This window comes from Sinomonas terrae (assembly GCF_022539255.1).
Classification (GTDB): domain Bacteria; phylum Actinomycetota; class Actinomycetes; order Actinomycetales; family Micrococcaceae; genus Sinomonas; species Sinomonas terrae.
The window spans coordinates 25,328-50,683 of the sequence record NZ_JAKZBV010000001.1; the positions used below are offsets into that span (position 1 = coordinate 25,328).

Consider the following 25,356-nt stretch of genomic DNA (forward strand, 5'->3'; position numbering starts at 1 on the left):
TCCCCGGTATGCTCGGAGCCATGGAACCGACCGCGGACGACGGCGGCCGCGCGCCCCGCGGCGTCATCTCGCCGAGCCGAAACGATCCCCTCGTGCATACTCTTTCGGAGGCGGTCGGCGGCCCCATTGGGAACCACGCTGCCCCCGGTCTTGTCAGGAGCGGGTGGTGGACCGCTGAGGTCGTGCTGATCATCCTCACGGTGCTCGCGGCGAGCGGCGGCGTGCTCATCAAGGGCTACTGCCAGGCGGTCGGCTGGAACCCCCCGACGGAGTTCTACGCCACGTGCTACTCGGACCTCCCGACGCTCTTCAAGGAGCGCGGCCTCGCGGACGGCGTGCTCCCGCTCTTCTCGCACTCGGCCCTCTTCGAGTATCCGGTCATCACCTCGCTCATCGCGGGCTTCACAGCGCTCCTTGTCCCGGGGGTGGGCGCGACGGATGCGAGGGCCACGACGTATTTCGACATCAACGCGGTGCTCCTCGCCGTCATGTGGCTGATCACCGTCGTCGCGACGGCGCGCTCCAACCCACGCAGGCCCTGGGACGCGGCCTTGGTCGCGATTGCACCGGGATTCATCCTGGCCGGGTTCATCAACTGGGACATGTGGGCCGTGGCTTTCCTCGCGCTGGGCCTCCTCGCCTTCTCCCGGAACCGGCCGGTCCTCGCCGGGCTGGCAATCGGCCTCGGCGTCGCCACGAAGTTCTACCCCGTCTTGGTCCTCGGCGTCCTCGTGCTGCTCGCCCTCCGCACTGGCCGTTGGCGCCAGACCCTCCTCACGTTGGCGTCGGCCGCGGTCGCGTGGCTCATCGTCGACGTTCCAGCAGCGATCGCCAATCCGCGCGACTGGTCCTTCTTCTTCACGTTCTCGGCGAATCGTGACCCGAGCTTCTCATCCGCCTACTACTCGTGGAACCTGCTCGCGGACAGGCTGCACTTCGCCAAGCTCTCAGCCACCACGACGAACACGCTGTTCATCGTGACGTTCGCGCTGTGCTGTCTGGGCATCGCCTTCGTGGCGTTCCACGCTCCGCGGCGGCCGAGAGTCGCCCAGCTCGCCTTCCTCGTCGTGGCCGCGTTCGTGCTCACGGGGAAGGTGTATTCGCCGCAATACGTCCTGTGGCTCATTCCGCTGTTCGCCCTTGCGCGGCCGCGGTGGCGCGACTTCCTCGTCTGGATGGCCGGCGAGGCGCTTCACTGGGTCGCGATCTGGATGTACCTCGGATGGACGACGAGCAACGGCCCCGTGCAGAACAACATCGACACTCCCTACTACGTCATGGCCGTCGTGGTGCACATGATCACGCTGCTCTACGTATGCCTCCATGTCATCGCCGACATCTACGACCCGGCGACCGATCCGATCCGCCGCAGCCGGGAGGACGATCCCCAAGGCGGGGCGTTCGACGGCGCACCAGACCGGTGGACGCTCGCGAGCCTCTGGAAGCCGCGGGTGCCGGCCGAGACCGCCGCTCCCTAGACCCGTGCCTCCATTCGCCCCACCGCGTCTGTTCGATCTCGACGCGATAGGTTCCGGCCTTGCGGTCGCCCGTGTTGCGGAGGAGCTCGGGCGCGCGCTCGAACCTGCGGGGGCGGCCGCCGTCGTCCAGGCTCCGCCGGGAACCGGGAAGACGACGTTCGTGCCGCCGCTCGTCGCCAATCTCGTCTCGGGGCGAGCGGCCGAAGCCGACCAGCCGCCTCGCGTCGTCGTCACCCAGCCTCGGCGCGTCGCGGTGCGTGCCGCCGCCCGCCACCTCGCGGCGCTCGACCGCAGCCCCCTTGGCGAGCGCGTCGGCTACACGGTCCGCGGCGAACGGAAGGTCGGGGCGCGGACGCTCGTCGAGTTCGTGACTCCGGGGATCCTCCTCCGGCGGCTCCTCGCCGACCCTGGTCTCGAGGGAACCGCTGCGGTGATCCTCGACGAGGTGCACGAGCGTGGACTCGAGACAGACCTCGCCGTCGGCATGCTCCCGGAGGTGCGTGCGCTGAGGGGTGATCTCACCCTTGTGGCGATGTCGGCGACGGTGGACGCCCCGCGCTTTGCGGCGCTGTTCGCGGACGACGGCGGCGAGCCAGCTCCGGTCGTCGACTCGCCCGCCGCGCTGTACCCGCTCGAGGTGGTGTGGGCGCCGTCGTCCGCCCCCCGCCTCGACGATCGCGGAGTGACCTGGGCCTTCCTCGACCACGTTGCGGAAACCGCCGCGGCCGAACATGCACGCCTGGTTGCTGCCGGTCAGGACGTGGACGCCCTCGTCTTCCTGCCGGGCGTGCGGGAGGTCCGGGCCGTCGCGGAGCGGCTGCGGGCGCGCTCCTACGGGGTGATTCGGGACGTTCTCGAGCTGCACGGGCAGGCTCCGCCTTCCGAGCAGGACCGGGCTGTCGGCGGGCGGCGGCCGGGTGATCGCCCTCGCATCGTCGTCTCGACCGCTCTCGCCGAATCGTCGCTCACGGTGCCCGGGGTCAGACTCGTCGTCGATTCGGGACTCGCCCGAGAGCCGAGGCGGGATGCGGCACGCGGCATGACAGGGCTCGTCACCGTCTCCTGCTCCCGTGCCTCCGCTGAGCAGCGTGCGGGGCGCGCGGCTCGGCAGGGACCGGGCCGGATCATCCGGTGCTATGACGAGCGTTCCCATGCGGCGGCGCCGCCCCAGTCGCTCCCGGAGATTGCGACCTCGGACCTCACCGAGGCGGCGCTCATCCTCGCGTGCTGGGGCGCACCAGGGGGACGCGGCCTCGCGCTCCCGGACGCTCCGCCGTCGTCCGCGCTCGACGACGCCCTCCGGACGCTCGACGACCTCGGGGCGCTGACTCCGGAAGGTCTCGCGACCGATCTCGGGCGGACCCTCGCGCGCATACCGGCCGATCCGCGCCTCGGCCGCGCGCTGCTCGAGGGCGCGCCGCTTGTCGGTCCCCGTGTCGCTGCAGAGGCCGTTGCCCTCGTCGCGCGGGACCTTCGGCCACCGGGGGCGGACCTCGGCCGTCTCCTGGCGTCGCTTCGCGCGGGACGCGAGGCGTCCGCCCGAGCGTGGGCCGACGACGTTCGTCGCTTCGAGCGGATCGCTCGGGAAAACTCGCGCCCGGGCGCATCTCTCGTTGCGCAGCTGGGGACGGATGCCGAGAAGATAGCCCTCGTCGTCGCCCTCGCGTTCCCGCGGCTCGTGGCGAGGCGAGTGCCGGGGGTCGAGGAGCGCTACTTGCTCGCATCGGGGACGCGCGCTGGCCTTCCAACGGGGAGCCCTCTCGCGGGGCACGAATGGCTGGCCATCGGGGACGTGGCCCGGGCCGAAGGGCGGGATGCGGCGGGGACCGGCGCCGTCGTCCGCGCTGCTGCGCCCCTCGATCGGGCGTCTGCCGAATTCGCGGCCGGCCACCTTCTGAGCGATGAGGTCGAGGCACGGTTCGCGGACGGTCGCGTGGTCGCGAGGCGCGAAGTGCGCCTCGGTGCGATCTCGCTTGCATCCACGCCTGTGCGGCCCTCAGCCGCAGAGGGGCGGGCCGCCGTCGCCCGCGCTCTGGCCGCAGGCGGGCTCGGAATCATCGGCTGGTCACCCGAAGCAGATGCGTTGCGCCGCCGGCTCGCGCTCGTGCATCGGGAGATCGGCGAGCCGTGGCCCGATGTCTCGGAGGCGGCGCTTCTGGCGCGGCTCGAGGAGTGGCTCGGCCCAGAGCTCGAGGCCTTGGCTGGCGGTGCGTCAGCGCGCGGAATCGATCTGGCCGAGCCCCTCCGGAGGCTCCTGCCATGGCCGGCGGGCGCCCGGTTCGAAGAGCTCGCCCCCGAGCGACTCGAAGTTCCGAGCGGCTCACGCGTGCGGATCGAGTACCCCGAGGTGGGCGAGAACGGAACGGACGACGGCGCCCGGCCAGTTGTCGCCGTCAAGCTCCAGGAGTGCTTCGGGTGGGCGGAGACGCCGCGCCTCGTAGACGGGCGCGTGCCCGTGCTCTTCCATCTGCTGTCCCCGGCCGGGCGACCAGTGGCCGTCACCGACGATCTCGCCTCGTTCTGGTCGGGCCCGTACGCCCAAGTGCGGGCCGAGATGCGGGGACGCTATCCCAAGCACCCGTGGCCGGAAGACCCTTGGACGGCCGTCGCGACCGGGAAGACGAAGCGGCGGCTGGAGGGGCGGTGAGCAGCCGCGGCCGGAACCAGTTCAGGACGCCAACCCGTTCGGTATTCCGCGGATGATCGAAGGAGCAGCAGTCTAAGGGCGGGCGACTGGGACCTCCGGTGAGCGCCCCCATTCCGCCCACGAGCCGTCGTAGACGCGGACCCGGTCGCGGCCTAGGAGGTAGCGCAGGGCGAACCAGGTGGTGGCGGCCCGGCCACCGACAGTGCAGTAGGTAATGAGCTCCGCGCCCCCGGTAGTTCCGTCGGTGTCCTCGAGTCCGGCGAAGATCTGGGCCAGCTCTTGCCGGGAGCGGAAGGATCCGTCATCGCGATAGAGGCCGTCGATGGGCTGATGCACGGCCGCGGGCACGTGGCCGGCGCGCCCAGCCGGATCCATCGCGCCAGAGGGCCAGAACCGTTCTCCCCGGTACTCGGCCGCAGTGCGCACATCGAGCAGGACGGTGTCCGGCCGGCCGAGGGCTGCCAACACGGCTTGACGGTCAGCCCGGACGGTGGCGTACTCCGCTGCAACACGGACAGGGGTGGGGGCGGGTCGGGTCGCCTCGGTGCTACAAGGGAGCCCGGCGGCGCGCCACGTGTCGCGAGAGCAATCCAGGACGCGCACCTCGGGATGCCCCAGGAGCGTCATCAGCCAGAAGCCGAAGCATGGCGCGTACCCGTAGAAGACCACCGTGGTGTCCAAGCCAATGCCGGAGCGCGCGACGAGTTCTTCGACCGCCGCGGACCCCACCGTCCGGTACTCGGTGTCCTTGAGGTCGGCGTAGATGTTCCAGAGCAGTGCGCCGGGGATATGCCAGTCGTTGTAGGAGGCAGGGCCGACATCGACCTCCACGACGCGGACCTTCGGGTCCTGCAGGTGGCGATCCAGCCATTGCGGGTCGACGAGCACCCGAGAGCGGGCGACCGCTTCGGACTCCTCAGCGACGGTTCTTGATGTCTTCATCGGAACCCCTTCAGGTTTGTACGGATTTGGCAATCCATATGAATTCGGTAATCCAGTTCTACGAGAGAGGGGTTGCCATGCCATTGGGGCGACGTTGGCGGAACCTTGGGCCTTGAGCAGAGCGAGACTGGCGGCTCAGGTTTCGGTCAGCAGGGACTCGTACACGGCGCGGGATGCGGTGCTGGGGGAGACTCCGAGCTGTTCACGCAGTCGATCGCACAGCTCCCCGTACACTCTGAGGGCCTCGGCGACGTTGCCCGTTGCCGCCAGTGCCCGCATCAGATAGCGGTACCCGCTTTCCCGCAATGGCGCGAGCTCGGTCAGCTGGCCTCCTGCGCGGACGGCCGCAGCGAGCTCGGTCCCGCCCAGGGTCAGGGCGGTCGCCGCATAGCACTCGAGGGCCCGCACCTGGATCTGAGCCAACTCCCGGCGGACGACCTCGATCCATAGCGCGTCCTCGCCTGGCAGGAAGCTGCGCCTGGACACGAACAGCGCCGTCAGCGCCGGGCCCCATGCCTCTGTCCATTCGCCCTGCGCCACACAGGATTCGGCACGATGGATGGCCGCCGCCGCGACCTCGAGATCGACCCAAGCATCGTCCAAGCGCAGTCGGACGGCGGAGCGCCCTTCCACGGCAGTGGTGCCGAAGACGCGCCGCAGCTTGGACAGCAGTGGATTGAGCCTGGACTCCACGCTTGCCGGATCTGGGTCGCGCCACAATGCCTCTGCGAGTTCGTCCCGGTCGACGCTACGATGCCGGTTGACGACGAGATACGCGAACAGCAGCCGGCCCTGCCTGCCCGGCAGGGCATCTTCGAGTTGGTGGCCGTCGCGCTCCACCGCCATCCTTCCGCAAAGTTGGATGCGGAGCGGAGGACCCGGCGACGCTGATGTCACACCGAAATTCTGGCACTACACTCCTGAGGCAGGCTACCGAGCGGAGGTTGCGATGGGAAAGCTCATCCGATGCGAATGCGGGTTCACCGCGCGGGGGGACGACGAGAACCTGCTCGTAGATGCCATCCAACGCCACCTCGCTGCCGATCACCCCGCACTGGCCGACGCCGTCACCCGCGAGGACATCCACAGCTGGATCCAGACCGAGTAGCCTGCTCGTTTCAAGTGTGGCTGGCCGCGTCGAGTGATTCGAGCGCGGCAGAGAAGCTGCCGCCTACAACCCTCCCGGAACTGGCGAGCCCGGCCAGCCCTATCTCCTGACCGAGCTGCTCCAGGAGCGCGGCGGAGAGCTCGGAGTCGCGCGAGGTGTCCCGTTCGCTGAGGTCGCTGAGCGCCCAGATGCGCTCGATCCCGTGTTCCGGGAGCGCGTCGCGGCCCAGTGCGTTGTGCCCGACGACGGCGACAACCGGCGCCTTGCCTACGCGGCGGGCGACGGCGAGGGGCAGCTTCCCCGAGAGCGTCTGCTCGTCGAGCTTCCCCTCGCCCGTGATCACGAGGTCTGCCTCAGCGGCCGCGGTGTCGAACCCGAACAGGTCCAAGAAGAAGTCCGCACCCGAAACCATGCGGGCTCCGAGCAGCAGCGCTGCGAATCCGAGCCCTCCGGCGCTCCCTGCCCCCGGCGTCCCTGCGCACGACGACGCAGGGAGCCCAGCGTCGTCGAGCCGCTGGACGAGGTGGGCCAGGCCAGCGTCGAGCGCGGCGACGTCGTCGGAGGTCGCGCCCTTCTGCGGCCCGTAGACGGGCGCCGCGCCGCACGGTCCGAGGAGCGGATTCTCGACGTCATTCGCCGCGACGACCTCGATCCCTTCCAAGGAGGCGAGCCCGCCGAGGTCGATCCTCGAGATGTCCCGGAGCGTCCCACCCGACGGGACGAAAGGCCGGCCGAGCCTGTCGAGGAACACCGCGCCCAGCGCGCTCAGCAGGCCCGCTCCGCCGTCGGTCGTTGCGCTCCCTCCGAGGGCGAGCACGAGCCGGTTCGGCCGCAGTCCGAGGGCCGCGCGCATCGCTTCGCCGAACCCCGCACTCGTGCTCGCGAGCGGTGCGAGGCCGCCGGGCGGGAGCATTTGGAGCCCGCACGTCGTCGCGACCTCGACGACGGCGGTGGTCCCGTCGAAGGCGAGGTGCGTCGTCGTCGGCTCGCCGATGGGGCCGGCGACGGCCGCGGGAATCGAGGTGAATCCCGCGCTGGCCGCCGCCGCCACGCTGCCGTCGCCGCCGTCGGCGAGCGGGAGGGCCCGCCACACGACGTGCGGGCGGCAGGCCAGGCCGGCCCCCAGCGCGGCGGCGACCTGCGCCGCGCTGAGGGAGCCCTTGAACTTGTCGGGTGCGACGAGAACCCGCAGCGCGTCGGTGCTCAGGCTCATCGGGCCACCTGAGCAGCGAGGCCGGCGACCTCGAGCTCGTCGTCGGGTGAGCTGTTCGGCACGGCCGCGGCGGCCGGAAGCGGCTCCACAGTCTCGCCGCGGAACACCCGGCGCACGCGCTGGACGTCCAGGGAACGGTCCCACCATGCCACGAACAGCGTCGCGACCGCGTTGCCGCAGAAGTTCACGAGCGCCCGGCACTCGGACATGAACTTGTCGATGCCGAAGACGAGCATGATGCCCGCGGGCGGAATCGTACCGAGCATGCTCAGTGTGGCCGTGAGCGCGATGAATCCGCCGCCCGCGGCGCCCGCAGCGCCCTTGGACGTGAGCAGCATGATCGCGAGCATCCCGAGCTGTTGGCCGAGGCTCAGGTGGGTGTTCGTTGCCTGGGCGATGTACAGGGACGCCAGGGAGAGGTAGATCGCCGCGCCGTCGAGGTTGAAGCTGTAGCCGGCTGGGACCACGAGGCCGACCGTTTCCTTCTTCACCCCGGCGTGCTCGAGCTTGCGCATGAGGCCCGGGAGGGCAGGCTCGGCGGTCGAGGTGCCGAGGATGATCAGGATCTCTTCCTTGAAGTGGCGCAGCATCGAGAAGACGTTCAGGCGCAGGAACGCCATGACGCTGCCCAAGACCACCACGACGAAGAGGATGGACGTCGCGTAGAAGAGCAGGATCAGGCCACCGAGGCTCGTCAGGCTCTGGACGCCGTACTTCCCGACCGCGAATGCCATCGCCCCGAACGCCCCGATCGGTGCTGCCTTCATGATGAAGTTGAGCACCTTGAAGACGACCTTCGTGAGCCGCTGGATCCCGTCCAGGACAGGAGCGCCTACCTTGCCGACGGCATTGAGCGCGATCCCGAAGATGACCGCAATGAAGATGACCTGCAGCATGTCGCCCTGGACGAACGGGTTGACGACGCTCGTCGGGACGATGTTGACCAGGAAGTCCCACCAGTTCTCGCTCTTGCCGCTCGCGATGTACTGGGCGGCCGAGCCCGTGGCGTGAAGCTTGTCCGCGTTGGCATTGACCCCGTCGCCGAGGCGGAAGAGGTTGATCGCGACGAGGCCCACGGCGAGGGCCACGATCGTGCCGACCTGGAAGTACGTCAGGGCCTTCAGGCCCGTGACGCCGACCTTCTTGAGGTCCGCCACGTTCGCGATCCCGCCGACGATCGTGAGGAACACGATGGGCCCGATGAGCATCTTCATCGCGTTGACGAAGACCGTGCCCACCGGCTCCATGGCCTGGCCCGCGTGCGGGGCGAGCCAGCCGAGGAGGATCCCGACGACGATCGCGATCAGGACCCAGAAGTAGAGCTGCCGGTACCACGCGCGGCGCGGAGCCCGGCGGACGCCATTGTCCACTGTGAGTTCCATTGCGGCCGCCTTACACCGTCGCGAGGGTGGCGGTCAGGGCAGCCGAGATCGCCTCGGTGACGTCCTCCGTCGTCGCCGTTCCGCCGACGTCGCGCGTGAGGTGGCCGGACGCCGTCGTCTGCGCGATGGCTGCCTCGACCCGCCGTGCCTCGTCGTGGAGGCCGAAGTGGTCGAGCATGAGGGCCGCGCTGGCGATCGCGCCGATCGGGTTGCTGATGCCCTTCCCCGCGATGTCCGGAGCCGAGCCGTGCACCGGTTCGAACATGCTCGGGAAGCGGCGCTCAGGGTTGAGGTTCGCACTCGCCGCGAGGCCGAGGCTGCCCGCGAGGGCGGAGCCGAGGTCCGAGAGGATGTCGGCGTTGAGGTTGGAGGCGACGACGACGGAGAGGTCCTCGGGCTTGAGCACGAACTTCGCGCTCATCGCGTCCACGAGCACGCTCTCGGTCTGCACGTCGGGGTAGTCGAGCGCGACACGGCGGAAGACGTCGTCCCACAGGACCATTCCGTACTGCTGCGCGTTGGACTTCGTGACGCTCGAGACCTTCTTCACGGCGCGGGTGCGGGCCAGATCGAACGCGAAGCGCATGATGCGTTCGCAGCCCTTCTCGGTGAAGAGCGCGGTCTGGAGGGCGACCTCGTTCCCGGGGCCGCGGCCACTGAGGTTGCGACCGCCGAGGCCTGCGTACTCGCCTTCGCTGTTCTCGCGGACGACGATCCAGTCGAGCTCAGCGGTCTCGGCCCTGCGCAGCGGGGACTCGACTCCGGGGAGGAACTTGACGGGGCGGATGTTGGCCCACTGGTCGAAGTTCTGGGTGATGTTCAGGCGGAGGCCCCACAGGCTCACATGGTCCGGGACGTTCTCCCAGCCCACGGCTCCGAAGTAGATGGCGTCGAAGCCCTTGAGTGCGTCGAGCCCCTCCTCCGGCATCATTTCGCCGTGCTTCGCGTAGTAGTCAGAGCCCCACGGGAACTCGGTCCATTCGAAGGCGAAGCTGCCGCCGGACTGGGCGGCGAGGGCCTCGAGCACCTGTCGGCCTGCCGCGACGACCTCTTTGCCGACGCCGTCGCCGGGGATCGAGGCGATGTTGAAGATCTTGGTCTCGCTCACGTTTGTGTCTCCTGTTCGAGCAATCCGCCCCCGTGTTATTCGCATCACGTCGGGCTGCGTGCTTTCCATGAGACCAGCCGCCGAATGATCGCGTCCAAGACCAAAAGTGGATGCGCGAGATAGGCAACGCCTATCTGTTGTGAGAGGCAGCGTAGCCTCGGGCGACACCCAGGAAGGCGCGCGCAGACGGCGTGAGGTCCGACTCCCTGCTCACAACGGCGACGTGGAGGACGGCGGCCGGCTCGATGCGGGCAACGCGCAGGCCGGAATGACGCGCCAGAGGGGACCACGAGGAGGGCAGGATGGCGTGCCCGACGCCGGCCAGGACGAGCGGGAGGATCGAGGTGCGGTGGGCGACTTCGACCGCAATCTCAAGCGGCACGCCTTCCGCGAGGATGTCGTCGACGATCCGCCGCATGAAAGAGCCGCGCTGCGAGACGATCACGCGCTGGCCCGCGAGGTCCGAGCGGCGCACGATTCCGTCCTCGCCGAGGTCACCGGCTTCGGAGGTCATGATGAGCACGAGCGGCTGCCGCTCGAGCTGCATGACCTCGACGCCGACCGCCCGCACCGGCTGTTCCGAGCCGAGGACCCCGATCTCCGAGCTCCCGCTGCGGATGGATTCGACGACGTCATCGGCGGTGAAGGCGGCCTCGACGTTGATGGTGACCGCCGGATGGCTCTGCGAGAAGGCTGCGATCATCGAGGTGAGCGGCTCGACGCCGGGCGAAGGCATCGCCGAGATGTCGAGCCTGCCGCTGCGGATCCCTTTCAGCTCGTCGACGGCGGCACGGGCCGCATCGAGGTCGCGCACGACGAGGCGAGCGGGGCCGACGAGTTCCCGGCCCGCCTCGCTCAGAACAGATTTGCGGCCCGCGCGGTGGAAAAGCGGAACGCCGAGATCCTGCTCGAGCGCCTTGATGGTCTGCGAGAGCGAGGGCTGTGCGATGAGCAGGTGTTCAGCCGCCCGGCTGAACCCGCCGTGATCCACCACCGCGAGGAAGTACCTCAGCTGCCGGACATCCACCGCAGTCCTCTCGCCAGATCCACATCTTCCCTGAACGGCACTCTATGGCAGCTCTTTCGGGGACGGTTGTGGATCAGCCGAGGTGTACGGCCCTGACATCGGGAGGAGTTGCGCCCTGGATGACCCAGCGGTTGCCGTCGGGATCGGCGAAGTAGGCGAATTGCACTCCGCCCATGTCATGGATCTCGCTGATGGTGACGCCACGCGTCAGGAGCTCTGCGCGCACGGCGCCCAGGTCCTCTACGACGAGCTGAAGGCCCTCGAGGCTGCCCGGCCTCATGCCAGTCATCCCGCTGCCGATCACGATCGAAGCGGCAGAGCCGGGTGGTGTCAGCTGCACGACCCTCATCCCGGGGAGGTGCTCTACATCGTGGTCGAGCGTGAAGCCTAGCTTCTCCGTGTAGAACGACTTCGACTCGTCGACGTCCGCCACGGGTACCTGCACGACTTCGAGGCGCATTTCCATGGAGCCTCACGCTACAGGGGCTTCGTTGCGCTTCCTACTCTGTGCGAGTGGGGATATGTCCTGCCGGCCCTCGCCTTAACTCGAGGTTTCGAATTCACGCTCGCGCCGTTGGACCAGCAGCTGACCACGCAGCAGGCGGCCGATCTCCTCGGCATCAGCCGTCCCACCCTGATCAAGCTCTTGGACAAGCATGAGATTCCTTACGAGCAGCCCTCGGGGGGGCGTCACCGTCGACTTCGTCTGAGCGATGTGCTCGAGTACAGGGAGCGCAGGCGCGGGGAGCGCCGCAGCAGGCTGGCGGAGATGACGCGTCAGGCTGCGGAGGACGGCCTGTACGAGAGGTCGGCCGAGGACTACCGCGAGGCGCTCCGGCGCGCCCGCCACGCCCGTTGAGGTGACGCCCTTCGCGGCCGTGTTGGACACCTTGCGTCTTGGTTCCGATGCCATTGTGCGACACGCTACTGAGGCTCGCCGACCGGGGACTCTACCGGCCCCTATGGTCCAGCCGGATCCTCGGCGAGCTCAGACACACCCTCGTGCACGTTCATCCCGGTCTGGACGTGGGGCGGGTCGATGCGAAGCTGCGATCTATGTCCTCGATCTGGATCCTGTGGGGACCATCAGGCTCCTGCGCGAGCAGGCGGCAGACCAGAAGCGTCCGCGGACCACTGTCAACGATGTCTTGATCGCCCTCGAAAGGGCCGGGGCGCCCTCATTCGCCAGCACCGTCCGACAGTTGCTGAATGACATGGATCCCGCGATTTGACGATCCGAGGCGCACCTCCGGACAGAAGCTCCCGATGGGGGACTCTGATGCTGCCTTGCGGGACGAATCCTTCGAGCCGAGGATTGTTCCAAGCCGTGGCTTGAGGAGCGGAGAAGCGTCATGAGCCGGGAAGTACCAGGTCTACGGCGCGGCAAGATTCACCTATCCGCCTCCGAGGAAGTGGACCCACCCTTAAACCTCGAGGAGGACACTGTGGACCCTCTGACAGCCCTGACCGAGCAACTCGATCCATTCCCTCAGTACCGAAGGCTGCGGGATGAATCGCCGGTCCTGTTCGACGTCCAGAGGGAAGCTTGGAACGTCTTCCGCTATGACGACGTCCAGCGGGTCCTCTCCGATCATCGCGTCTTTTCGTCGCAGCTCGGAGGAAGCGGAGGCCAGCGCCAAGGCGGCCTTTTCGCTTCGAGCCTGATCAGCACCGACCCGCCTCGGCACCGTCAGCTGAGGTCGCTCGTGACGCAGGCCTTCACGCCGCGCGCGGTCGACGCGCTCGGCCCGCGAATCGCCGAGATCGCCGAGGAGCTGCTGGACCGATCAGCAGGCGCCGGCGAGATGGACCTCATCGACGACTTCGCCTACCCGCTGCCCGTGATCGTCATCGCGGAACTGATGGGGATCCCGGCCGTTGACCGCGACCGCTTCAGGCGATGGTCAGACGTGGTGGTGAGCCAGACGCGGGCAGGTGGCGTGCCCCAGGGCTCTGGCGGCCACGCCGAGGCTCAGGCGGAGATGGGAGAGTACTTCCTTGGCATGATCGAGCGCCGGCGCACGGAGCCGGGCGACGATCTGATCAGTCGGCTTCTCGCCGCGCAGATCGAGGGAGAGCACCTTTCCGTGCCGGAGTTGCTCGGGTTCTGCGCGCTGCTCCTCGTGGCTGGGAATGAAACGACCACGAACCTGCTGGGCAACGCCGTCCTGACCTTCTTGGAGCGGCCGCACCTCGTGGAGCGCCTCCAGGCCGACGCCGATGCCCTGCCGGCCGCCGTCGAGGAGGTCCTGCGCTTCCGCTCGCCCGTGCAGTCCATGTACCGGATTGCGGCGCAGGATGTGACGCTCTCTGGCGAGCAGATCCCGGCCGGATCCCGGCTCGTGGCGTGGATCGGGTCAGCGAACCACGACGAACGGCAGTTCCACGACCCGGAGGCGTTCGACGTCGCGCGCACGCCCAATCGCCACCTCGCCTTCGGGCAGGGGATCCACTTCTGCCTGGGAGCGCCCCTGGCCCGGCTCGAGGCCCGTATCGCGCTCACCGCGCTCCTAAAGAGGCTCCCGGGCCTCGCCCTCCAATCTCAGACGGCCCTTGAGCGCATCGAGAGCTCGATCGTCTTCGGGCTCAAGCATCTCCCGCTGACTTGGGAGAATCTCAGTACTCGCCCTTGATCACGAAGAACGATCCCCGGATCACCCCGGCCAGCCTCGACTTCTGACGTGCAAACTTGAAGCTCGAGGCGAGTTCCTCGGGAACTTCCATGCCTTCCGAAAGCTTGAATCCTACTGCGCGCTTGGCCCCCTCTTCGATTCCGTACATCACGTTTATCGAAAGGCCGGATTCGTAGAAGACATAAGCCATGCGAAGGCCGTCAACCTCGAAAGAGGTCACTTCGAGAGGCCGGGAGGAGATGACGAGGTTGCGCTCGTCGAAAAGGATTCGGTTCACCCAGTCGAGGATTTCTGGCGCCTCGCTCGCGGGCGTGACGGTGAAAGCGTGATCGTACTTGTTCTTGTAATAGCGGGCCTCGTTGGCGCGCAGCCCGGCCAAGGCGTCGGCTACCGGGGATGATTCCAGCCCGACGGTGGAGACGTCCTTGAAATCCACGGTGTATGGCATTGTGCCCTCCTGATAATGATTCGTCGCACTCTTCACACTAGGTCCCGCGCCCCTGACCCGCTTCTCGATTCCTGATCGATTGGCACCAGAGCCGACCCATTCAGTCAGACGACCGTTGCCAGTCAGCCCACCGGCCCCGTCGTCACCATGACGTCCATGCGCCCGGCCTGCACGGTCTCGCCGTGTTGGTTGCGCAAGGTCAGCTGGCGCTCGACAATGCCGTACTGGCCTGAGCTCGTGGCCCGAGTCGACAGGATCTCGACCGTGCACGTAACCGTGTCGCCGATGAACACCGGTGCCGTGAATTGCCACTGGTCGATCCCCAACAAGGCGACGGCGCTCCCCTCGAAGACCCCCGTGCGGGCTATCAGGCCAAGGCAGAGCGAAGCGCCGAGCATGCCGTGAACAATGCGTTGGCCATACCGGGTGCTCTTGGCGAACTCCGCATCGGTATGCACTTGGTTGTTGTCGTTCGTCCACGCCGCGAATGACATGACGTCCGCTTCGGTGATCGTCCGTCCCGGCGTCACGAAGGTCTGACCGGCCTGTAGGTCGTCAAGATACAGGGGCATTGCTGGCAATTCCTTTCGTTAGGCCATTCATTTTCGCCCTCGGCCAGGGGAGGACCGTTCATGGACGCGCGGGCACCTTCTTCTGCCTGAGCCATGGGGGACCAGCGCACGTGGTGCCTAGAATGCGCTATGGCTAGGACCCGTTTGGCCGCCCGCGGCACTTTTGATGCGTCCGTGGCCGGCCGCTTTCCCGAGTTCGATGCGCTGAGCGGCGTCGCCCAGGTCCGCAGCGGCGAGGATCTCGTCTTCGAGGAGCAGTTCTTCGACACCGAGGACTTCCGCCTAGGCTCCCACGGCATCGTCCTCTACCGGCGAACGGGCGGACCTCGCGAGGGTTGGCACCTCGAGCTCCCCGACGGCCGCACCGCCGTCGAGCCCCTTGGATCGCACCAGTCGCCGCCCCCCTCCCTCACGGACGGCCTCCAGTTCTACCTGCGGGGCGAGCAGCTCGTGCGGAGCGCGGACGTGACGATCGTCCGGCGGGTCGCCCTGCTTCTTGCGGACGACGGCGGCGAGTTGGCGGAGGCGGCCGACGAGCACCACCGCGCGGAGCCGCTCATCGCGGACGGTGCTCCACGGGCTTGGCGGCTGTGGGACTACGAGGTGCGCGAGCCGGGCAACAAGCGGCTCGCGAAGGAGCTGTGCACCGCCTTCGCCGAATCGGGGGCGGAACCTGGCAGCCGGAGCAGTTCGCTTCTGACGCTCGCCGCCTCGGTCCCGCCACGCGGCCGAGAGGCGGAGCCTGAACAGCGCAGGCCGGGAAAGGTTCAGCGGGCGTTCGCGGACTATGTCGCGGAGCAGCTGGAGAAGTGGGAACGGCTCGATCCCGAGGTGCGCCTCGCAGCCCCCGACTCCGTCCACAATCTCCGCATCGCGACGCGCCGGCTGCGCTCGTGCCTCTCCGCGTTTCGGAAAGACCTGGACCCTGACTCGAGGCGGGCGATGCGCGACGAGCTCCAGTGGTTCGGTCGGGTCCTCGGGAGGGTGCGCGACGCCGAGATCATGCGCGAACGCCTGCGGGGGCGGGTGGGGAGCGAACGGTCCGAGCTGGTGTTCGGTCCGGTAAGGCGGTCCTTCGACGAGTCGCTGGGCGCTGAGCACGCCGAGGCGTCGCGAGAGCTCAGGGATGCTCTCGGCTCGGAGCGGTACTTCCGGCTCCTCGACGGCATCACGGACCTCGCCGCTACGGTCAGGGAGGCCGACGGAAAGTGGGAGACCAAGGCGACCGTCTCCGGCGTCGTGCGTCGCGATGCGAAGCGCCTCCGCGCCGCGGTGGAAGAAGCAAAGGGCGCCGAGGGCACGGAGAAGCACGACATCGCGCTCCACGACGTGCGGAAGGCCGCCAAACGCCTCCGGTACTCCGCTGAGGCAGCCGCACCATTCGGTGCGAAGAAGGCAGCGCGACTGGGCCGCCGCGCACGGAAGGTCCAGAAGGCGCTCGGCGAGCATCAGGATTCGATCGTTACCGCGGAGCTGGTCCGCAGGCTCGGGGTCGAGGCGTACGGGCGGGCTGAGAACGCCTTCACGTACGGTCGGCTCCACGCGAGGGAGCTCCAGCTCGCCGACGAGGCCGAGGCCCGCTACGACCGCATCCGTCGAAAGCTCCCGGCCAAGCTCGGCGGCGGGAAGGGGTGACCTGACCGTGGCGACAGTGCTCGTAACGGGCGGCTCCGGCTTCGTGGCCGCCCACGCCATAGTGCAGCTCCTCACCGCGGGCCACACCGTGCGGACGACGCTGCGCTCGCCGGACCGCCGGCCCATCGTCGAAAGGATGCTCGCAAACGCGGGAGCGCCCCACCAGGAGCGGGTCGCATATCTCACGGCGGACCTCAGGGCTGGCGGCGGCTGGGGCGAGGCCGCACGGGGGGCTGACTATGTGCTCCACGTCGCCTCTCCCTTCCCGAGCAGGCAGCCGAGGGACGAGAACGAGCTGATCGGACCTGCGCGCGACGGCGCGGGACGGGTTCTGCGGGCCGCGCGCGACGCCGGTGTGCAGCGCGTCGTGCTCACGTCGTCGTTCGCCGCGGTGGGCTACGGGCACCTCGACAGGCAGCACGTCTTTGACGAGAACGACTGGACGGACCCGAGCGCTCGCGGGATCAGCCCGTACGTCAAGTCGAAGACGATCGCCGAGCGGGCCGCGTGGGACTTCGTCGAACGCGAGGGCGGGATCGAACTCGCCGTCGTGAACCCGGTCGGGATCCTTGGGCCCGTCCTCGGCCCCCACCTATCGAGCTCCATCCGGATCATCTCGACTCTCCTGAGCGGCCAGCTCCCCGCCGCTCCGCCCATGTGGCTGAACATCGTCGACGTACGCGACGTCGCCGACCTCCACCTTCGGGCGATGACGGATCCCGAAGCTGCCGGCCAGCGCTTCCTCGCCGTCGCGGGTGAGCCGATCTCCTTCCACGAGATCGCGCTCACGTTGCGGGAGGCCCTCGGTCCGGCGGCCTCGAAGGTGACCACCCGCACGGCGCCGGCCTGGGTGTTCAAGGCGCTCGCCGTCGTCGTGCCTCCCGTTCGGGAGATTTCAGCGCAGCTCAACGTGGTTCGGGCTGCGAGCAATGAGAAGGCGCGCCGTGTGCTCGGCTGGGAACCGCGCTCGAACGAGGAGGCGGCCGTCGCGTGCGCGGAGAGCCTCCTGCGGCAGGGAATCGTCCGCACGCGATGAGCGAATCCGTGGACCGCCCGAACCTGCTCTTCATCCTCTCCGACGACCATGCTCCGCATGCCATCTCCGCCTACGGGAGCAGGGTCAACACGACGCCGGCCATCGATCGGATCGGCAGGGAGGGCGCGCTCCTCGGCTCGGTCTACTGCACGAATGCGATCTGCAGTCCCTCGCGCGCCACGATCCTCACGGGGACGTACAGCCACATCAATGGGGTGCCTGGGATCTTCGCGGAATTCGATTACCGAGTGCCCACGTTCGTCGACGTCCTCCACGATTCCGGGTATGCGACGGCGCTCTATGGCAAGTGGCATCTCGGGGAGTCCTCCGGCGCTCGGCCACGGGGTTTCGACGACTGGCTCGTCTTCCCCGGCCAGGGGGAGTACCTCGACCCCGTCATGATCGGGCCCGACGGCGAACGGCGGTTCACCGGGTACGCGACCGATCTCGTGACGGACCTCGCGCTCGACTGGCTCATCAACCGTGATCCGGGGCGCCCCTTCGCGCTCATGGTGCACCACAAGGCGCCCCACCGGCCCTGGATCCCGGACGAGCGGCACCGTGACCTGTTCCCGGTCGGCTCGATACCCGAGCCGGAGACGTTCGACGACGACCACGCGACCTTGGCGGAATGCGTTCGGTCTGTGCGGATGAGCATCGCCGACGATCTCACCGAGGAGGACGTCAAGGAGCCGACGCCGCCGGAGTTAGAGGGACCGGAGCACAGCGGGGAGCGGGCGCGGTGGAAGTACCAGCGGTACATGCGGGACTACCTCCAGTGCGTCCAGGCGCTCGACGACGGCGTCGGCCGCCTGCTCGAATACCTCGACGCACAGGGGCTCGCCGAGGACACGATCGTGGTGTACTGCTCGGATCAGGGCTTTTTCCTGGGCGACCACGGCTGGTTCGACAAGCGACTCATGTTCGAGCAGTCCCTCCAGATGCCTCTGCTCATGCGGTGGCCTGCCGAGATTCCGGCGGGGAGCAGGTGCGACGCGATCATCACGAACGCCGACTTCGCCGCGACGTTCCTCGACTTCTGCGGCCTCGATCCCGGCTCTGCCCTGCCCACTGCGCAGGGGCGCTCGTTCCGCCCGCTCCTGCGAGGCGAGCACGTGCCGGACTGGCCGGAGTCCATGTACTACCGCTACTGGGAGCATCGCGACCCGAGCCATCACGTCCCCGCGCACTACGGCGTCCGAACGCGCACGCACAAGCTGATCCACTACTACTGTGACGGCTTGGGCGTGCCGGGCGCCTCGCTCGAGCGGGAGCCGAGCGAGTGGGAGCTCTTCGACCTCGAGGCCGACCCTCACGAGCTCGTCAACGTGATCGCGGACCCGAGCAACGCGTCGGTGCTCGCGGAGCTCCGGGATGAGCTCGACCGACTGCAGGAGTTCTACGGGGATAGGCCATATGAGGGGCCGGAGACACCCAACCCAAAGTGGGGCGGCGCGTAAAAGCTCACCCCACCCCCGCCCCCGCTCTATCCGTTTCGGGTACGCCAACTCCCGCCCCTGGTCGTTTCGGGTACGCCAACTCGCGCCCGTGGTCGTTTCGGGTACGCCAACTCGCGCCCGTGGTCGTTTCGGGTACGCCAACTCCCGCCCCTGGTCGTTTCGGTACGCCAACTCCCGCCCGTGGTCGTTTCGGGTACGCCAACTCCCCATCTCGAAGGGCGAGGACGACGACGAAGCTCGCCACCCGTCGTCGTCGGTCCCCTCGATTTCAGGTAGGCGCAACCGAAAGGGGCGTGAGAAGGATTAGCTGTTCCCGAAAGGCCAAATGAGGGGAGTTGGCGCTCCCGAAAGGACCAAACGAGGGGGATATCTGTACCCGAAACGGCAAAAGAGGGGTGGTTTCTGTACCCGAAACGGGAGGGGGTGGGGGCGAGTGTGAAGCGCCGTTACATGGCAGTTGCCGCGGTTAACCGGTTTCTAGAAAACTGGCATCCAGAATCAAGAGTTCCGGTGACAAGCCCTGGCTGATCGGACGGCAACCCTCCTGCTGTAGTGGGGTGCTCCAGGTGAGGATTCGACGATGCCGGGTTCCGGCGTCGTAAGTATGGCGCCTGCGAGCCGCGGTGCCGCGACCGAGAAAGACCACCATGGCTACTCTGCTCCAGAGCGGGACCGTCCAGCTCGGCGAGACCCTGCGCGCCAAGCGGCGCGTCCTCTCCTCCGCATTCGTCGGGACCACGATCGAGTGGTACGACTTCTACCTCTACGGCACGGCGTCCGCACTCGTCTTCGGAAAGCAGTTCTTCCCGGGCGTGTCACCCGTCGTCGGCATCCTTGCCTCGTTCGCGACCTACGCCGTCGGCTTCATCGCCCGGCCGCTCGGCGGCGTCATCTCCGGCCACCTCGGCGACCGCATCGGGCGGAAGGCGCTGCTCGTGTGGTCGCTCCTCATCATGGGCGCGTCGTCGTTCTTCATCGGCCTCCTGCCGAACTACTCGGCCATCGGCCTGCTCGCCGTGGTCGGTCTCGTCACGCTCCGCCTCATCCAAGGCCTCTCCGCGGGAGCTGAGTGGGGTGGCTCCGCCCTCCTCTCGGTCGAGCACGCGCCGCCGGCCCGGCGCGGCCTCTTCGGATCGTTCACCCAAGTGGGTTCGGCGGCAGGGATGCTGCTCGCGACGGCGACCTTCGCCGTCATCCAAGGCGTGCTGACGTCCGAGCAGTTCCAGGCGTTCGGCTGGCGCATCCCGTTCCTGCTCTCCGGCGTGCTGGTGGCGATCGGGCTGTGGATCCGTCTCGGCGTCAAGGACGCGGAGGAGTTCACCGAGCTCCGCGAGAAGGAGCGCGTCGCGGAACACCCGGTCCGGCGGGCTCTGCGCGAGCATCCGCGTGGCATTTTCGTGACGATCGGCCTGCGCCTCGTCCAGCCCGCGCTCTACAGCCTCCTCACCGTCTACATGCTGGGCTACCTCAAGACCCGGCGCGGCGACACCGGCGAGGCCCTGACGGCCGTGCTCATCGTCTCCGCGGTCGGCCTCATCTCTGGACCGTTCTGGGGGTGGCTCTCCGACCGCATCGGCCGGCGCGGCATGGCTGTGGCGAGCGCGATCAGTATCGCCGTCTTCATCTGGCCGTTCTTCTGGTTCCTCGACCACGGCTCCCTCGCACTCCTCCCCATCGTGCTGCTGCTGCCCATGAACGTGCTGCATGACGCAATCTACGGACCGCAGGCGGCGTGGTTCGCCGAGCAGTTCCCGGTCGATCTCCGCTACAGCGGCGTCTCCTTCGGCTATCAGGCCGGCACGGTCCTCTCGGGCGGGATCACGCCGTTCGTCGCGGCGGCGCTGCTCGAGGCCGGAGGCGGCCAGCCGTGGCTCATCTGCGGCTTCTTCGTCCTGCTCGCGGCGCTCTCGACCGTTGCCGCGCTCGCTGCCAAGGACCCGGTTCGGACCGCTCGAAAGGAACTCCAGTGACCAAGCCCCTGCTCCTCAACGCCTTCGAGATGCTCGTGCCGGTGCACCAGTCGCCCGGGCTCTGGCGCCATCCCGACTCGCAGGCCAGCCGGTTCGCCGAACTCGGCTACTGGACGGACCTCGCTCGCACCCTCGAGGCCGGTGGGTTCCATGGCATCTTCTTCGCCGACGTGCTCGGCCAGTACGACGTCTATGGCGGCAGCGCCGACGAGGCCGTGCGCGGCGGAGTGCAGTATCCGACCCTGGACCCCCTGCTCATCGTCTCGGCGCTCGCCGCCGCAACGGAGCGGCTCGGCTTCGGTGTGACGGCCTCGGTCACGTACGAGCAGCCGTATCTCCTCGCCCGCAAGTTCGGCACGCTCGATCACCTCACGCAAGGCCGCATCGGCTGGAACATCGTGACCTCCTACCAGGAGTCAGCGGCGCGCAACCTCGGGCTCGGCCGCCAGCTCCCGCATGACGAGCGCTACGACCGCGCCGAGGAATTCATGGACGTCGTCTACAAGCTGTGGGAGGCATCGGCCGACGACGACGCGGTGCGGGCCGACGTCGAATCGAACGTTTTCGTCGACCCGGCTCGCGTACGCGGGATCGGGCACTCCGGCGCGGGCTACAGCGTCCCCGGGCCCGCACTCGTCGGGCCCTCCCCGCAGAGGACGCCGTTGCTGTTCCAAGCGGGCGCTTCGTCCCGGGGCAAGGCGTTCGCGGCGAAGCACGCGGAGGCGGTCTTCTTCTCGAGCTCGACGCCGGCCCAGGCACGGAAGTTCATCGAGGGGCTGTGCGCTGAGCTTTCGGCCGTGGGCCGGGCCGCCGACTCGGTCAAGGTCTTCAACCTTGCAACGGTCATCGTCGCCGAGACGGATGAGGCCGCCGCGGCCAAGCTCGCCGAATACGAGTCCTACGTGGACACCGACGCCGCCCTTGCGCTGTTCGCGGGCTGGACCGGCATCGACCTCTCGGGTCTCGACCAGGACGCTCCGCTCGAATACATCACGAGCGACGGCAACCAGTCCGCGCTCGCCCAGTTCACCACCCTCGATCCTGAACGAGAGTGGACCCTGCGCGAGGTCGCGAAGTTCGTCTCGATCGGCGGGAGGGGACCCGTGATCGTCGGTTCGCCGACAACGATCGCCGACGAGCTCGAGCGCTGGGTCGAGGAGGGCGGTGTGGACGGCTTCAACCTCACCTCCGCTGTGCGGCCGGCCGATCTGCTCGAGTTCGCACGCCTCGTCTCGCCCGAGCTGCGACGGCGTGGCCTGCTCGCCGACGCACCCGCGGGCGCGACCTTCCGGGAGACGATCCTGGGAGCCGGACCACGCCTCGCGTCCGATCACCCGGGCTTGCGCGCGGCGGGGGTTGCCGCGGGGGTCTAGCTCATGAGCTCACCGACTTGCGCTCGTACACCGCGCGGGACCAGAAGTAGCCGAGCGCGACGAACACCGCGCACCAGGCGAGTGACGCCAAGCCGTAGCGCGCGTCGGGCCCTTGCCCGGCGAGCAGGCTGCGGGTGGTTTCGATGAACGGGGTGAACGGCTGCGCGTCGGCGAACCATTGCAGCCACCCCGGCATCGAGGCCGTGGGTACGAAGCCGCTTCCGAGGAAGGGGAGGAGCGTGAAGATCATCGGAGTGTTGCTGGCACTCTCGACGGTCTTGCTGCTCATCCCCATCGCGACCGCCACCCAAGACACCGAATAGCAGACCAAGGCAAGGAAGGCGACGAGCACAAGCCACGCGAGCGGCCCGGCGCCGGGCCGCAGGCCCATGAGCAGCGCGACGCCCATGACGACGGCGAGGCACAGCAGCCCCTGGACGGTGTTGCCGAGGACGTGTCCGTTGAGGACAGCCGCCCGCGAGATCGCCATGGAGCGGAACCGCGCGACGATGCCTTCGGTCATGTCCTGAGCGATCCCGATGGACGCACCGTTGGCGATCCCGGCAACGCCGATGAGGAGGATGCCGGGGACGACGTAGGCGAGGTACTCCTGGCTCGCACCTTGCCCGCCTCCGGGCAGCCCCGCGCCGAGCATGCCGCCGAAGACGTAGACGAACAGCAGCAGAAGCAGCACCGGGATCCCGATGACGAACACCGTGAGGCCCGGGTAGCGCAGCATGTGGAGCAGATTGCGGCGGAACATCGTCGCCGAATCGGCGGCGGTGGAAGCGATGGCGGTCATTGTTCCTCCCCGGTGATGAAAGCGGTCGCGGACGCGGCTACGGAGGTGGGCGCGGCGTCGTCGGACGACGACGGGCTGCCGGTGAGCGCGAAGAAGACGTCGTCGAGGCTCGGCGCGCGCAGGCTCACGCTCGCGGATCCGTCGCCGTCGATCGCGGCGAGCACGTCGCGGAGGCCGCCGACGGTCCCGTCAACCGGGATCTCGGGGCGCGCGGTGCCGTCGCGCTCGGTGACGATCAGGACCTCGGTGCCAACCCGCGCCTTGAGCTCGCTCGGGGTTCCCTCGCCAACGACGCGGCCGTGGTCGAGCACGACGACGCGGTCCGCAACGCGGTCGGCCTCCTCGAGGTACTGGGTTGTGAGGAAGATCGTCACCCCGTCGTCGAGGAGTTCGCGGACGATCTCCCACATGGTCTGCCGGCTGCGCGGGTCGAGGCCAGTGGTCGGCTCGTCGAGGAAGACGATCTGCGGCGTTCCGACGAGCGTCATGGCCAGGTCGAGGCGGCGCTTCATGCCGCCCGAGTAGGTCACGAGCGGCTTGCGCGCTGCGTCAGTGAGATCGAACCGTTCGAGCAGTTCCGCGACGCGGCGGCTTCCGGCGTGGGCGCCGAGGTGGCGTAGGTCTGCCATGAGCCGAAGGTTCTCCTCGCCAGTGAGCAGGCCGTCCACGGCCGCGAACTGGCCGGTGAGGCCGATCGCGGCCCGCACGCCGTGCGGGTCTCGATGAAGGTCGTGGCCGGCGATCGTAGCGGTCCCGGCGTCCGGCCGGACGAGGGTCGAGAGAATGTGGACCGCGGTCGTCTTGCCAGCGCCGTTGGGGCCGAGCAGGGCGAGGACGGTGCCCGGTGCGACGTCGAGGTCGACGCCGTCGAGGACGATCTGCTCGCGGTAGCGCTTGGTCAAGCCGCGGGCGGTGATGGCGGAGGTCATGATGTGGCTTCCCTTCTGGTGCCGACGCCGGCGCGGCGGACGCTGACGTCCGCCCAGTTGGAGCGAAGGCGCAATTCGACCGTGCGGCCGCTCGTCGCGGCCTCGGGATCGGGGGTCAGTTCATTGCGCACGGTGCCGTGCAGGGAAGACGCATCCAGCCACGCGGCTAGGCCAGCGGGCACGCCGACCTCGACCTCGGCATAGCCGTTCTCGATCCGGATCGAGCCGCCCGTCACCTCCCGCACGCGGATGGCGCCGTGCGCGCTCTTGGCGGTGACGTCGTCGAGCGCGCGCTCGATGGTGAGGGGGCCGGACGTGGTGACTTCGACAGGACCGCCGGTGGTGCCCAGGTCGATCGTGCCGTGCGAGCCGCGTACGCGTGCCTCGCCGTCGATCCGGCCGATCCGGACCTGGCCGTGGCCGAGGTTCGCGTCGAGGCGGCCGGCGACGCGGTCGATGTCCACCGTGCCGTACGGCGAGACGAGGACCAGGCCGCGAATGGTGTCACCGGTGACCGTACCGTACTTCGCCGTGATGCTGCTTTCCCCGAGCTCGCCGCGCGTCCGCACAGAGCCGTACGCATTGTCGACGTCGACCCGGGAGCCGCTCGGAAGCTCCACGCGGACGTCCACCGAGTCGCTCGGTCCGAACAGGTTGCGTCGGCGCGGGACGCGAAGGCGCAGCCGGCCGCCGTCGAACGCAATGGTGGCCTCGCCCGCGAGGGAGACATCTCCGTTGCGGCCGGGGTTGGTCGGGACAACCTCAGCGAATACCTCGCTGCGGTCGGAGGCGAGCACTTCGACGTGGCCGACGCCGAGGTCGATGACGGCCTCGATGGGGCCGTCGGTGTTGTAGCTGGGCATAGTGATCTCCTAAGGGCCGCCCTGCTTTGGGTTTTGGGGCAGGACGGATTAGTCCCGCGGGGGGCGGGACGGCGAGTGGTGTCTGGTTGGGCTAGCGGACCCAGCCCGTGAAGCTGTCGCCGGAGCGCGACTCCCGCTGGGCGGTTCGCCGGGGCTTCGGCTCGAGGGCGGCCGCGATCGCGCGGACCAGCCAAGCGTTGAGGGAGATGCCGTCCTGCGCGGCGGCCCGTTCTACGCGGGCCTTCAGCTGATCGGGCAGGCGCAGGGTGGTGCGGGAGGTGACGGTGTCATCGAGGGCGTCGGCGCTCGCCGAGCTGTCCTCGTTCCCCGTCTCCACTGGCGCGGCGGGCGCAAGTGGTGTGGGCGCGTCCGTGAACTCGGTGGCCGGCGGGGCTGAAACTACGAATTCCGGGTCGCGACCCCGGAGACGCACATCGACCGATCCGGGGGCGAGCTCACGGGTGATCTCGCTCGCGGCGTCGCTGAGTGCCTCCAGCAACGCCAGCCGAGCGGCCGAATCAAGTGCGAGACTCAGCTGCTCGGCAAGTCCCCGCGCTTCCTCTCCGGCTGCCTCGGCGGAAACGGCGAGCTGGGAGCGGAGGTCGGCGACATAACGATCGAGATCCATGACGCCATCATGACACCACTATGGTGTCGCGCGCAAGAGGTCTGGTGTCACTCTTGCGTTGCGACGTCACGTCCGCAGGGTGCGCACCCTGCGGAGGTGACG

24 protein-coding genes and 1 riboswitch are annotated in these 25,356 nt (G+C 68.5%); of the genes, 11 read left to right on the forward strand and 13 right to left on the reverse strand.

Annotation, left to right across the window (positions count from 1 at the left end; genetic code table 11):
* Positions 1-20: 20 nt before the first annotated feature.
* Together L0M17_RS00105 and hrpB are read left to right on the forward strand one after the other, a co-directional pair.
* Positions 21-1,478, forward strand: coding sequence for a glycosyltransferase family 87 protein (locus L0M17_RS00105; RefSeq protein WP_241050066.1), 1,458 nt, complete (start codon positions 21-23; stop codon positions 1,476-1,478).
* A 4-nt stretch (positions 1,479-1,482) separates the two neighbouring features.
* Positions 1,483-4,125 carry an ATP-dependent helicase HrpB gene (gene hrpB / locus L0M17_RS00110; protein WP_241050068.1) on the forward strand — a complete coding sequence of 881 codons (2,643 nt, stop codon included), beginning with the start codon at positions 1,483-1,485 and terminating at the stop codon, positions 4,123-4,125.
* A gap of 72 nt (positions 4,126-4,197) precedes the next feature.
* Here the strand turns inward: hrpB and L0M17_RS00115 are convergent, their stop codons facing one another.
* Together L0M17_RS00115 and L0M17_RS00120 are read right to left on the reverse strand one after the other, a co-directional pair.
* Positions 4,198-5,067 carry a sulfurtransferase gene (locus L0M17_RS00115; protein WP_241050070.1) on the reverse strand — a complete coding sequence of 290 codons (870 nt, stop codon included), beginning with the start codon at positions 5,065-5,067 and terminating at the stop codon, positions 4,198-4,200.
* A gap of 135 nt (positions 5,068-5,202) precedes the next feature.
* Complete coding sequence (locus tag L0M17_RS00120; RefSeq protein ID WP_241050072.1) at positions 5,203-5,907, reverse strand: AfsR/SARP family transcriptional regulator; 705 nt, start codon at positions 5,905-5,907, stop codon at positions 5,203-5,205.
* 109 nt (positions 5,908-6,016) lie between these two features.
* On the opposite strand from L0M17_RS00120, the gene L0M17_RS00125 reads away from it, so the two are divergent.
* On the forward strand, positions 6,017-6,175 hold the full coding sequence (locus tag L0M17_RS00125; RefSeq protein WP_241050074.1) for a DUF1059 domain-containing protein: 159 nt from the start codon (positions 6,017-6,019) through the stop codon (positions 6,173-6,175).
* Positions 6,176-6,185: 10 nt separating this feature from the next.
* On the opposite strand, the gene L0M17_RS00130 is transcribed toward L0M17_RS00125, so the two are convergent.
* The 5 genes from L0M17_RS00130 to L0M17_RS00150 form a co-directional block, all read right to left on the reverse strand.
* Positions 6,186-7,388, reverse strand: a complete 1,203-nt coding sequence (locus L0M17_RS00130) for a glycerate kinase (protein WP_241050076.1) — start codon at positions 7,386-7,388, stop codon at positions 6,186-6,188.
* Positions 7,385-8,770: a C4-dicarboxylate transporter DctA gene (dctA, locus tag L0M17_RS00135; protein WP_241050077.1), complete on the reverse strand. Its 1,386-nt coding sequence runs from the start codon at positions 8,768-8,770 to the stop codon at positions 7,385-7,387. The genes L0M17_RS00130 and dctA overlap by 4 nt, the downstream gene beginning before the upstream one ends.
* 10 nt (positions 8,771-8,780) lie before the next feature.
* Positions 8,781-9,878 (reverse strand): tartrate dehydrogenase, encoded by a 1,098-nt coding sequence (locus L0M17_RS00140; RefSeq protein WP_241050078.1) that lies wholly within the window; start codon positions 9,876-9,878, stop codon positions 8,781-8,783.
* Between the two features lie 130 nt (positions 9,879-10,008).
* Positions 10,009-10,905 carry a LysR family transcriptional regulator gene (locus L0M17_RS00145; protein WP_241050080.1) on the reverse strand — a complete coding sequence of 299 codons (897 nt, stop codon included), beginning with the start codon at positions 10,903-10,905 and terminating at the stop codon, positions 10,009-10,011.
* 73 nt (positions 10,906-10,978) lie between these two features.
* The gene (locus L0M17_RS00150) at positions 10,979-11,371 is read right to left on the reverse strand and encodes a VOC family protein (RefSeq protein ID WP_241050082.1); all 393 of its coding nucleotides are present in this window, start codon (positions 11,369-11,371) and stop codon (positions 10,979-10,981) included.
* Between the two features lie 108 nt (positions 11,372-11,479).
* Between L0M17_RS00150 and L0M17_RS00155 the strand changes: the two genes are divergently transcribed.
* The 3 genes from L0M17_RS00155 to L0M17_RS00160 all read left to right on the forward strand — a co-directional run bounded on the left by L0M17_RS00155 (position 11,480) and on the right by L0M17_RS00160 (position 13,538).
* A complete protein-coding gene (locus L0M17_RS00155; RefSeq protein WP_241050085.1) occupies positions 11,480-11,764 on the forward strand; it encodes an excisionase family DNA-binding protein in 285 nt (94 codons plus the stop codon).
* Between the two features lie 103 nt (positions 11,765-11,867).
* The gene (locus tag L0M17_RS23075; protein WP_504970736.1) at positions 11,868-12,137 is read left to right on the forward strand and encodes a VapC50 family PIN domain-containing toxin; all 270 of its coding nucleotides are present in this window, start codon (positions 11,868-11,870) and stop codon (positions 12,135-12,137) included.
* Between the two features lie 213 nt (positions 12,138-12,350).
* Positions 12,351-13,538 carry a cytochrome P450 gene (locus tag L0M17_RS00160; RefSeq protein ID WP_241050087.1) on the forward strand — a complete coding sequence of 396 codons (1,188 nt, stop codon included), beginning with the start codon at positions 12,351-12,353 and terminating at the stop codon, positions 13,536-13,538.
* Here the strand turns inward: L0M17_RS00160 and L0M17_RS00165 are convergent.
* Together L0M17_RS00165 and L0M17_RS00170 are read right to left on the reverse strand one after the other, a co-directional pair.
* The gene (locus L0M17_RS00165; RefSeq protein WP_241056263.1) at positions 13,522-13,986 is read right to left on the reverse strand and encodes a DUF8821 family protein; all 465 of its coding nucleotides are present in this window, start codon (positions 13,984-13,986) and stop codon (positions 13,522-13,524) included. The genes L0M17_RS00160 and L0M17_RS00165 overlap by 17 nt on opposite strands.
* A gap of 122 nt (positions 13,987-14,108) precedes the next feature.
* On the reverse strand, positions 14,109-14,558 hold the full coding sequence (locus L0M17_RS00170; RefSeq protein ID WP_241050088.1) for a MaoC/PaaZ C-terminal domain-containing protein: 450 nt from the start codon (positions 14,556-14,558) through the stop codon (positions 14,109-14,111).
* Between the two features lie 129 nt (positions 14,559-14,687).
* On the opposite strand from L0M17_RS00170, the gene L0M17_RS00175 reads away from it, so the two are divergent.
* From L0M17_RS00175 to L0M17_RS00195, 5 genes are all read left to right on the forward strand, one after another.
* Positions 14,688-16,193, forward strand: a complete 1,506-nt coding sequence (locus L0M17_RS00175) for a CYTH and CHAD domain-containing protein (protein WP_241050090.1) — start codon at positions 14,688-14,690, stop codon at positions 16,191-16,193.
* A 7-nt stretch (positions 16,194-16,200) separates the two neighbouring features.
* Positions 16,201-17,229 carry an SDR family oxidoreductase gene (locus L0M17_RS00180; protein ID WP_241050092.1) on the forward strand — a complete coding sequence of 343 codons (1,029 nt, stop codon included), beginning with the start codon at positions 16,201-16,203 and terminating at the stop codon, positions 17,227-17,229.
* Positions 17,226-18,689, forward strand: a complete 1,464-nt coding sequence (locus L0M17_RS00185) for a sulfatase family protein (RefSeq protein WP_241050094.1) — start codon at positions 17,226-17,228, stop codon at positions 18,687-18,689. The genes L0M17_RS00180 and L0M17_RS00185 overlap by 4 nt, the downstream gene beginning before the upstream one ends.
* Positions 18,690-19,185: 496 nt before the next feature.
* A riboswitch (SAM riboswitch) is annotated at positions 19,186-19,300 on the forward strand.
* A 36-nt stretch (positions 19,301-19,336) separates the two neighbouring features.
* Positions 19,337-20,659 (forward strand): MFS transporter, encoded by a 1,323-nt coding sequence (locus tag L0M17_RS00190; protein ID WP_241050095.1) that lies wholly within the window; start codon positions 19,337-19,339, stop codon positions 20,657-20,659.
* On the forward strand, positions 20,656-22,032 hold the full coding sequence (locus L0M17_RS00195; RefSeq protein ID WP_241050097.1) for an LLM class flavin-dependent oxidoreductase: 1,377 nt from the start codon (positions 20,656-20,658) through the stop codon (positions 22,030-22,032). The genes L0M17_RS00190 and L0M17_RS00195 overlap by 4 nt, the downstream gene beginning before the upstream one ends.
* Position 22,033: 1 nt before the next feature.
* Here L0M17_RS00195 and L0M17_RS00200 read toward each other — a convergent pair whose 3' ends face one another.
* From L0M17_RS00200 to L0M17_RS00215, 4 genes are all read right to left on the reverse strand, one after another.
* The gene (locus L0M17_RS00200) at positions 22,034-22,834 is read right to left on the reverse strand and encodes an ABC transporter permease (protein ID WP_241050099.1); all 801 of its coding nucleotides are present in this window, start codon (positions 22,832-22,834) and stop codon (positions 22,034-22,036) included.
* Positions 22,831-23,763 carry an ATP-binding cassette domain-containing protein gene (locus L0M17_RS00205; protein ID WP_241050101.1) on the reverse strand — a complete coding sequence of 311 codons (933 nt, stop codon included), beginning with the start codon at positions 23,761-23,763 and terminating at the stop codon, positions 22,831-22,833. The genes L0M17_RS00200 and L0M17_RS00205 overlap by 4 nt, the downstream gene beginning before the upstream one ends.
* Entirely contained in the window at positions 23,760-24,626 is an 867-nt protein-coding gene (locus L0M17_RS00210) for a DUF4097 family beta strand repeat-containing protein (RefSeq protein WP_241050103.1), read from the reverse strand. The genes L0M17_RS00205 and L0M17_RS00210 overlap by 4 nt, the downstream gene beginning before the upstream one ends.
* 91 nt (positions 24,627-24,717) lie before the next feature.
* Positions 24,718-25,254 (reverse strand): toxin-antitoxin system HicB family antitoxin, encoded by a 537-nt coding sequence (locus L0M17_RS00215; protein ID WP_241050105.1) that lies wholly within the window; start codon positions 25,252-25,254, stop codon positions 24,718-24,720.
* Positions 25,255-25,356 lie beyond the last annotated feature (102 nt).

What these genes read in the sequence shown, in the direction of transcription:
- L0M17_RS00105 (WP_241050066.1), top strand. Translation starts at nt 21, where the DNA reads ATGGAACCGACCGCGGACGACGGCGGCCGCGCGCCCCGCGGCGTCATC.
- L0M17_RS00115 (WP_241050070.1), bottom strand. Translation starts at nt 5,067, where the DNA reads ATGAAGACATCAAGAACCGTCGCTGAGGAGTCCGAAGCGGTCGCCCGC.
- L0M17_RS00125 (WP_241050074.1), top strand. Translation starts at nt 6,017, where the DNA reads ATGGGAAAGCTCATCCGATGCGAATGCGGGTTCACCGCGCGGGGGGAC.
- L0M17_RS00130 (WP_241050076.1), bottom strand. Translation starts at nt 7,388, where the DNA reads ATGAGCCTGAGCACCGACGCGCTGCGGGTTCTCGTCGCACCCGACAAG.
- dctA (WP_241050077.1), bottom strand. Translation starts at nt 8,770, where the DNA reads ATGGAACTCACAGTGGACAATGGCGTCCGCCGGGCTCCGCGCCGCGCG.
- L0M17_RS00150 (WP_241050082.1), bottom strand. Translation starts at nt 11,371, where the DNA reads ATGGAAATGCGCCTCGAAGTCGTGCAGGTACCCGTGGCGGACGTCGAC.
- L0M17_RS23075 (WP_504970736.1), top strand. Translation starts at nt 11,868, where the DNA reads ATGGTCCAGCCGGATCCTCGGCGAGCTCAGACACACCCTCGTGCACGT.
- L0M17_RS00165 (WP_241056263.1), bottom strand. Translation starts at nt 13,986, where the DNA reads ATGCCATACACCGTGGATTTCAAGGACGTCTCCACCGTCGGGCTGGAA.
- L0M17_RS00170 (WP_241050088.1), bottom strand. Translation starts at nt 14,558, where the DNA reads ATGCCCCTGTATCTTGACGACCTACAGGCCGGTCAGACCTTCGTGACG.
- L0M17_RS00175 (WP_241050090.1), top strand. Translation starts at nt 14,688, where the DNA reads ATGGCTAGGACCCGTTTGGCCGCCCGCGGCACTTTTGATGCGTCCGTG.
- L0M17_RS00185 (WP_241050094.1), top strand. Translation starts at nt 17,226, where the DNA reads ATGAGCGAATCCGTGGACCGCCCGAACCTGCTCTTCATCCTCTCCGAC.
- L0M17_RS00190 (WP_241050095.1), top strand. Translation starts at nt 19,337, where the DNA reads ATGGCTACTCTGCTCCAGAGCGGGACCGTCCAGCTCGGCGAGACCCTG.
- L0M17_RS00200 (WP_241050099.1), bottom strand. Translation starts at nt 22,834, where the DNA reads ATGACCGCCATCGCTTCCACCGCCGCCGATTCGGCGACGATGTTCCGC.
- L0M17_RS00205 (WP_241050101.1), bottom strand. Translation starts at nt 23,763, where the DNA reads ATGACCTCCGCCATCACCGCCCGCGGCTTGACCAAGCGCTACCGCGAG.
- L0M17_RS00210 (WP_241050103.1), bottom strand. Translation starts at nt 24,626, where the DNA reads ATGCCCAGCTACAACACCGACGGCCCCATCGAGGCCGTCATCGACCTC.
- L0M17_RS00215 (WP_241050105.1), bottom strand. Translation starts at nt 25,254, where the DNA reads ATGGATCTCGATCGTTATGTCGCCGACCTCCGCTCCCAGCTCGCCGTT.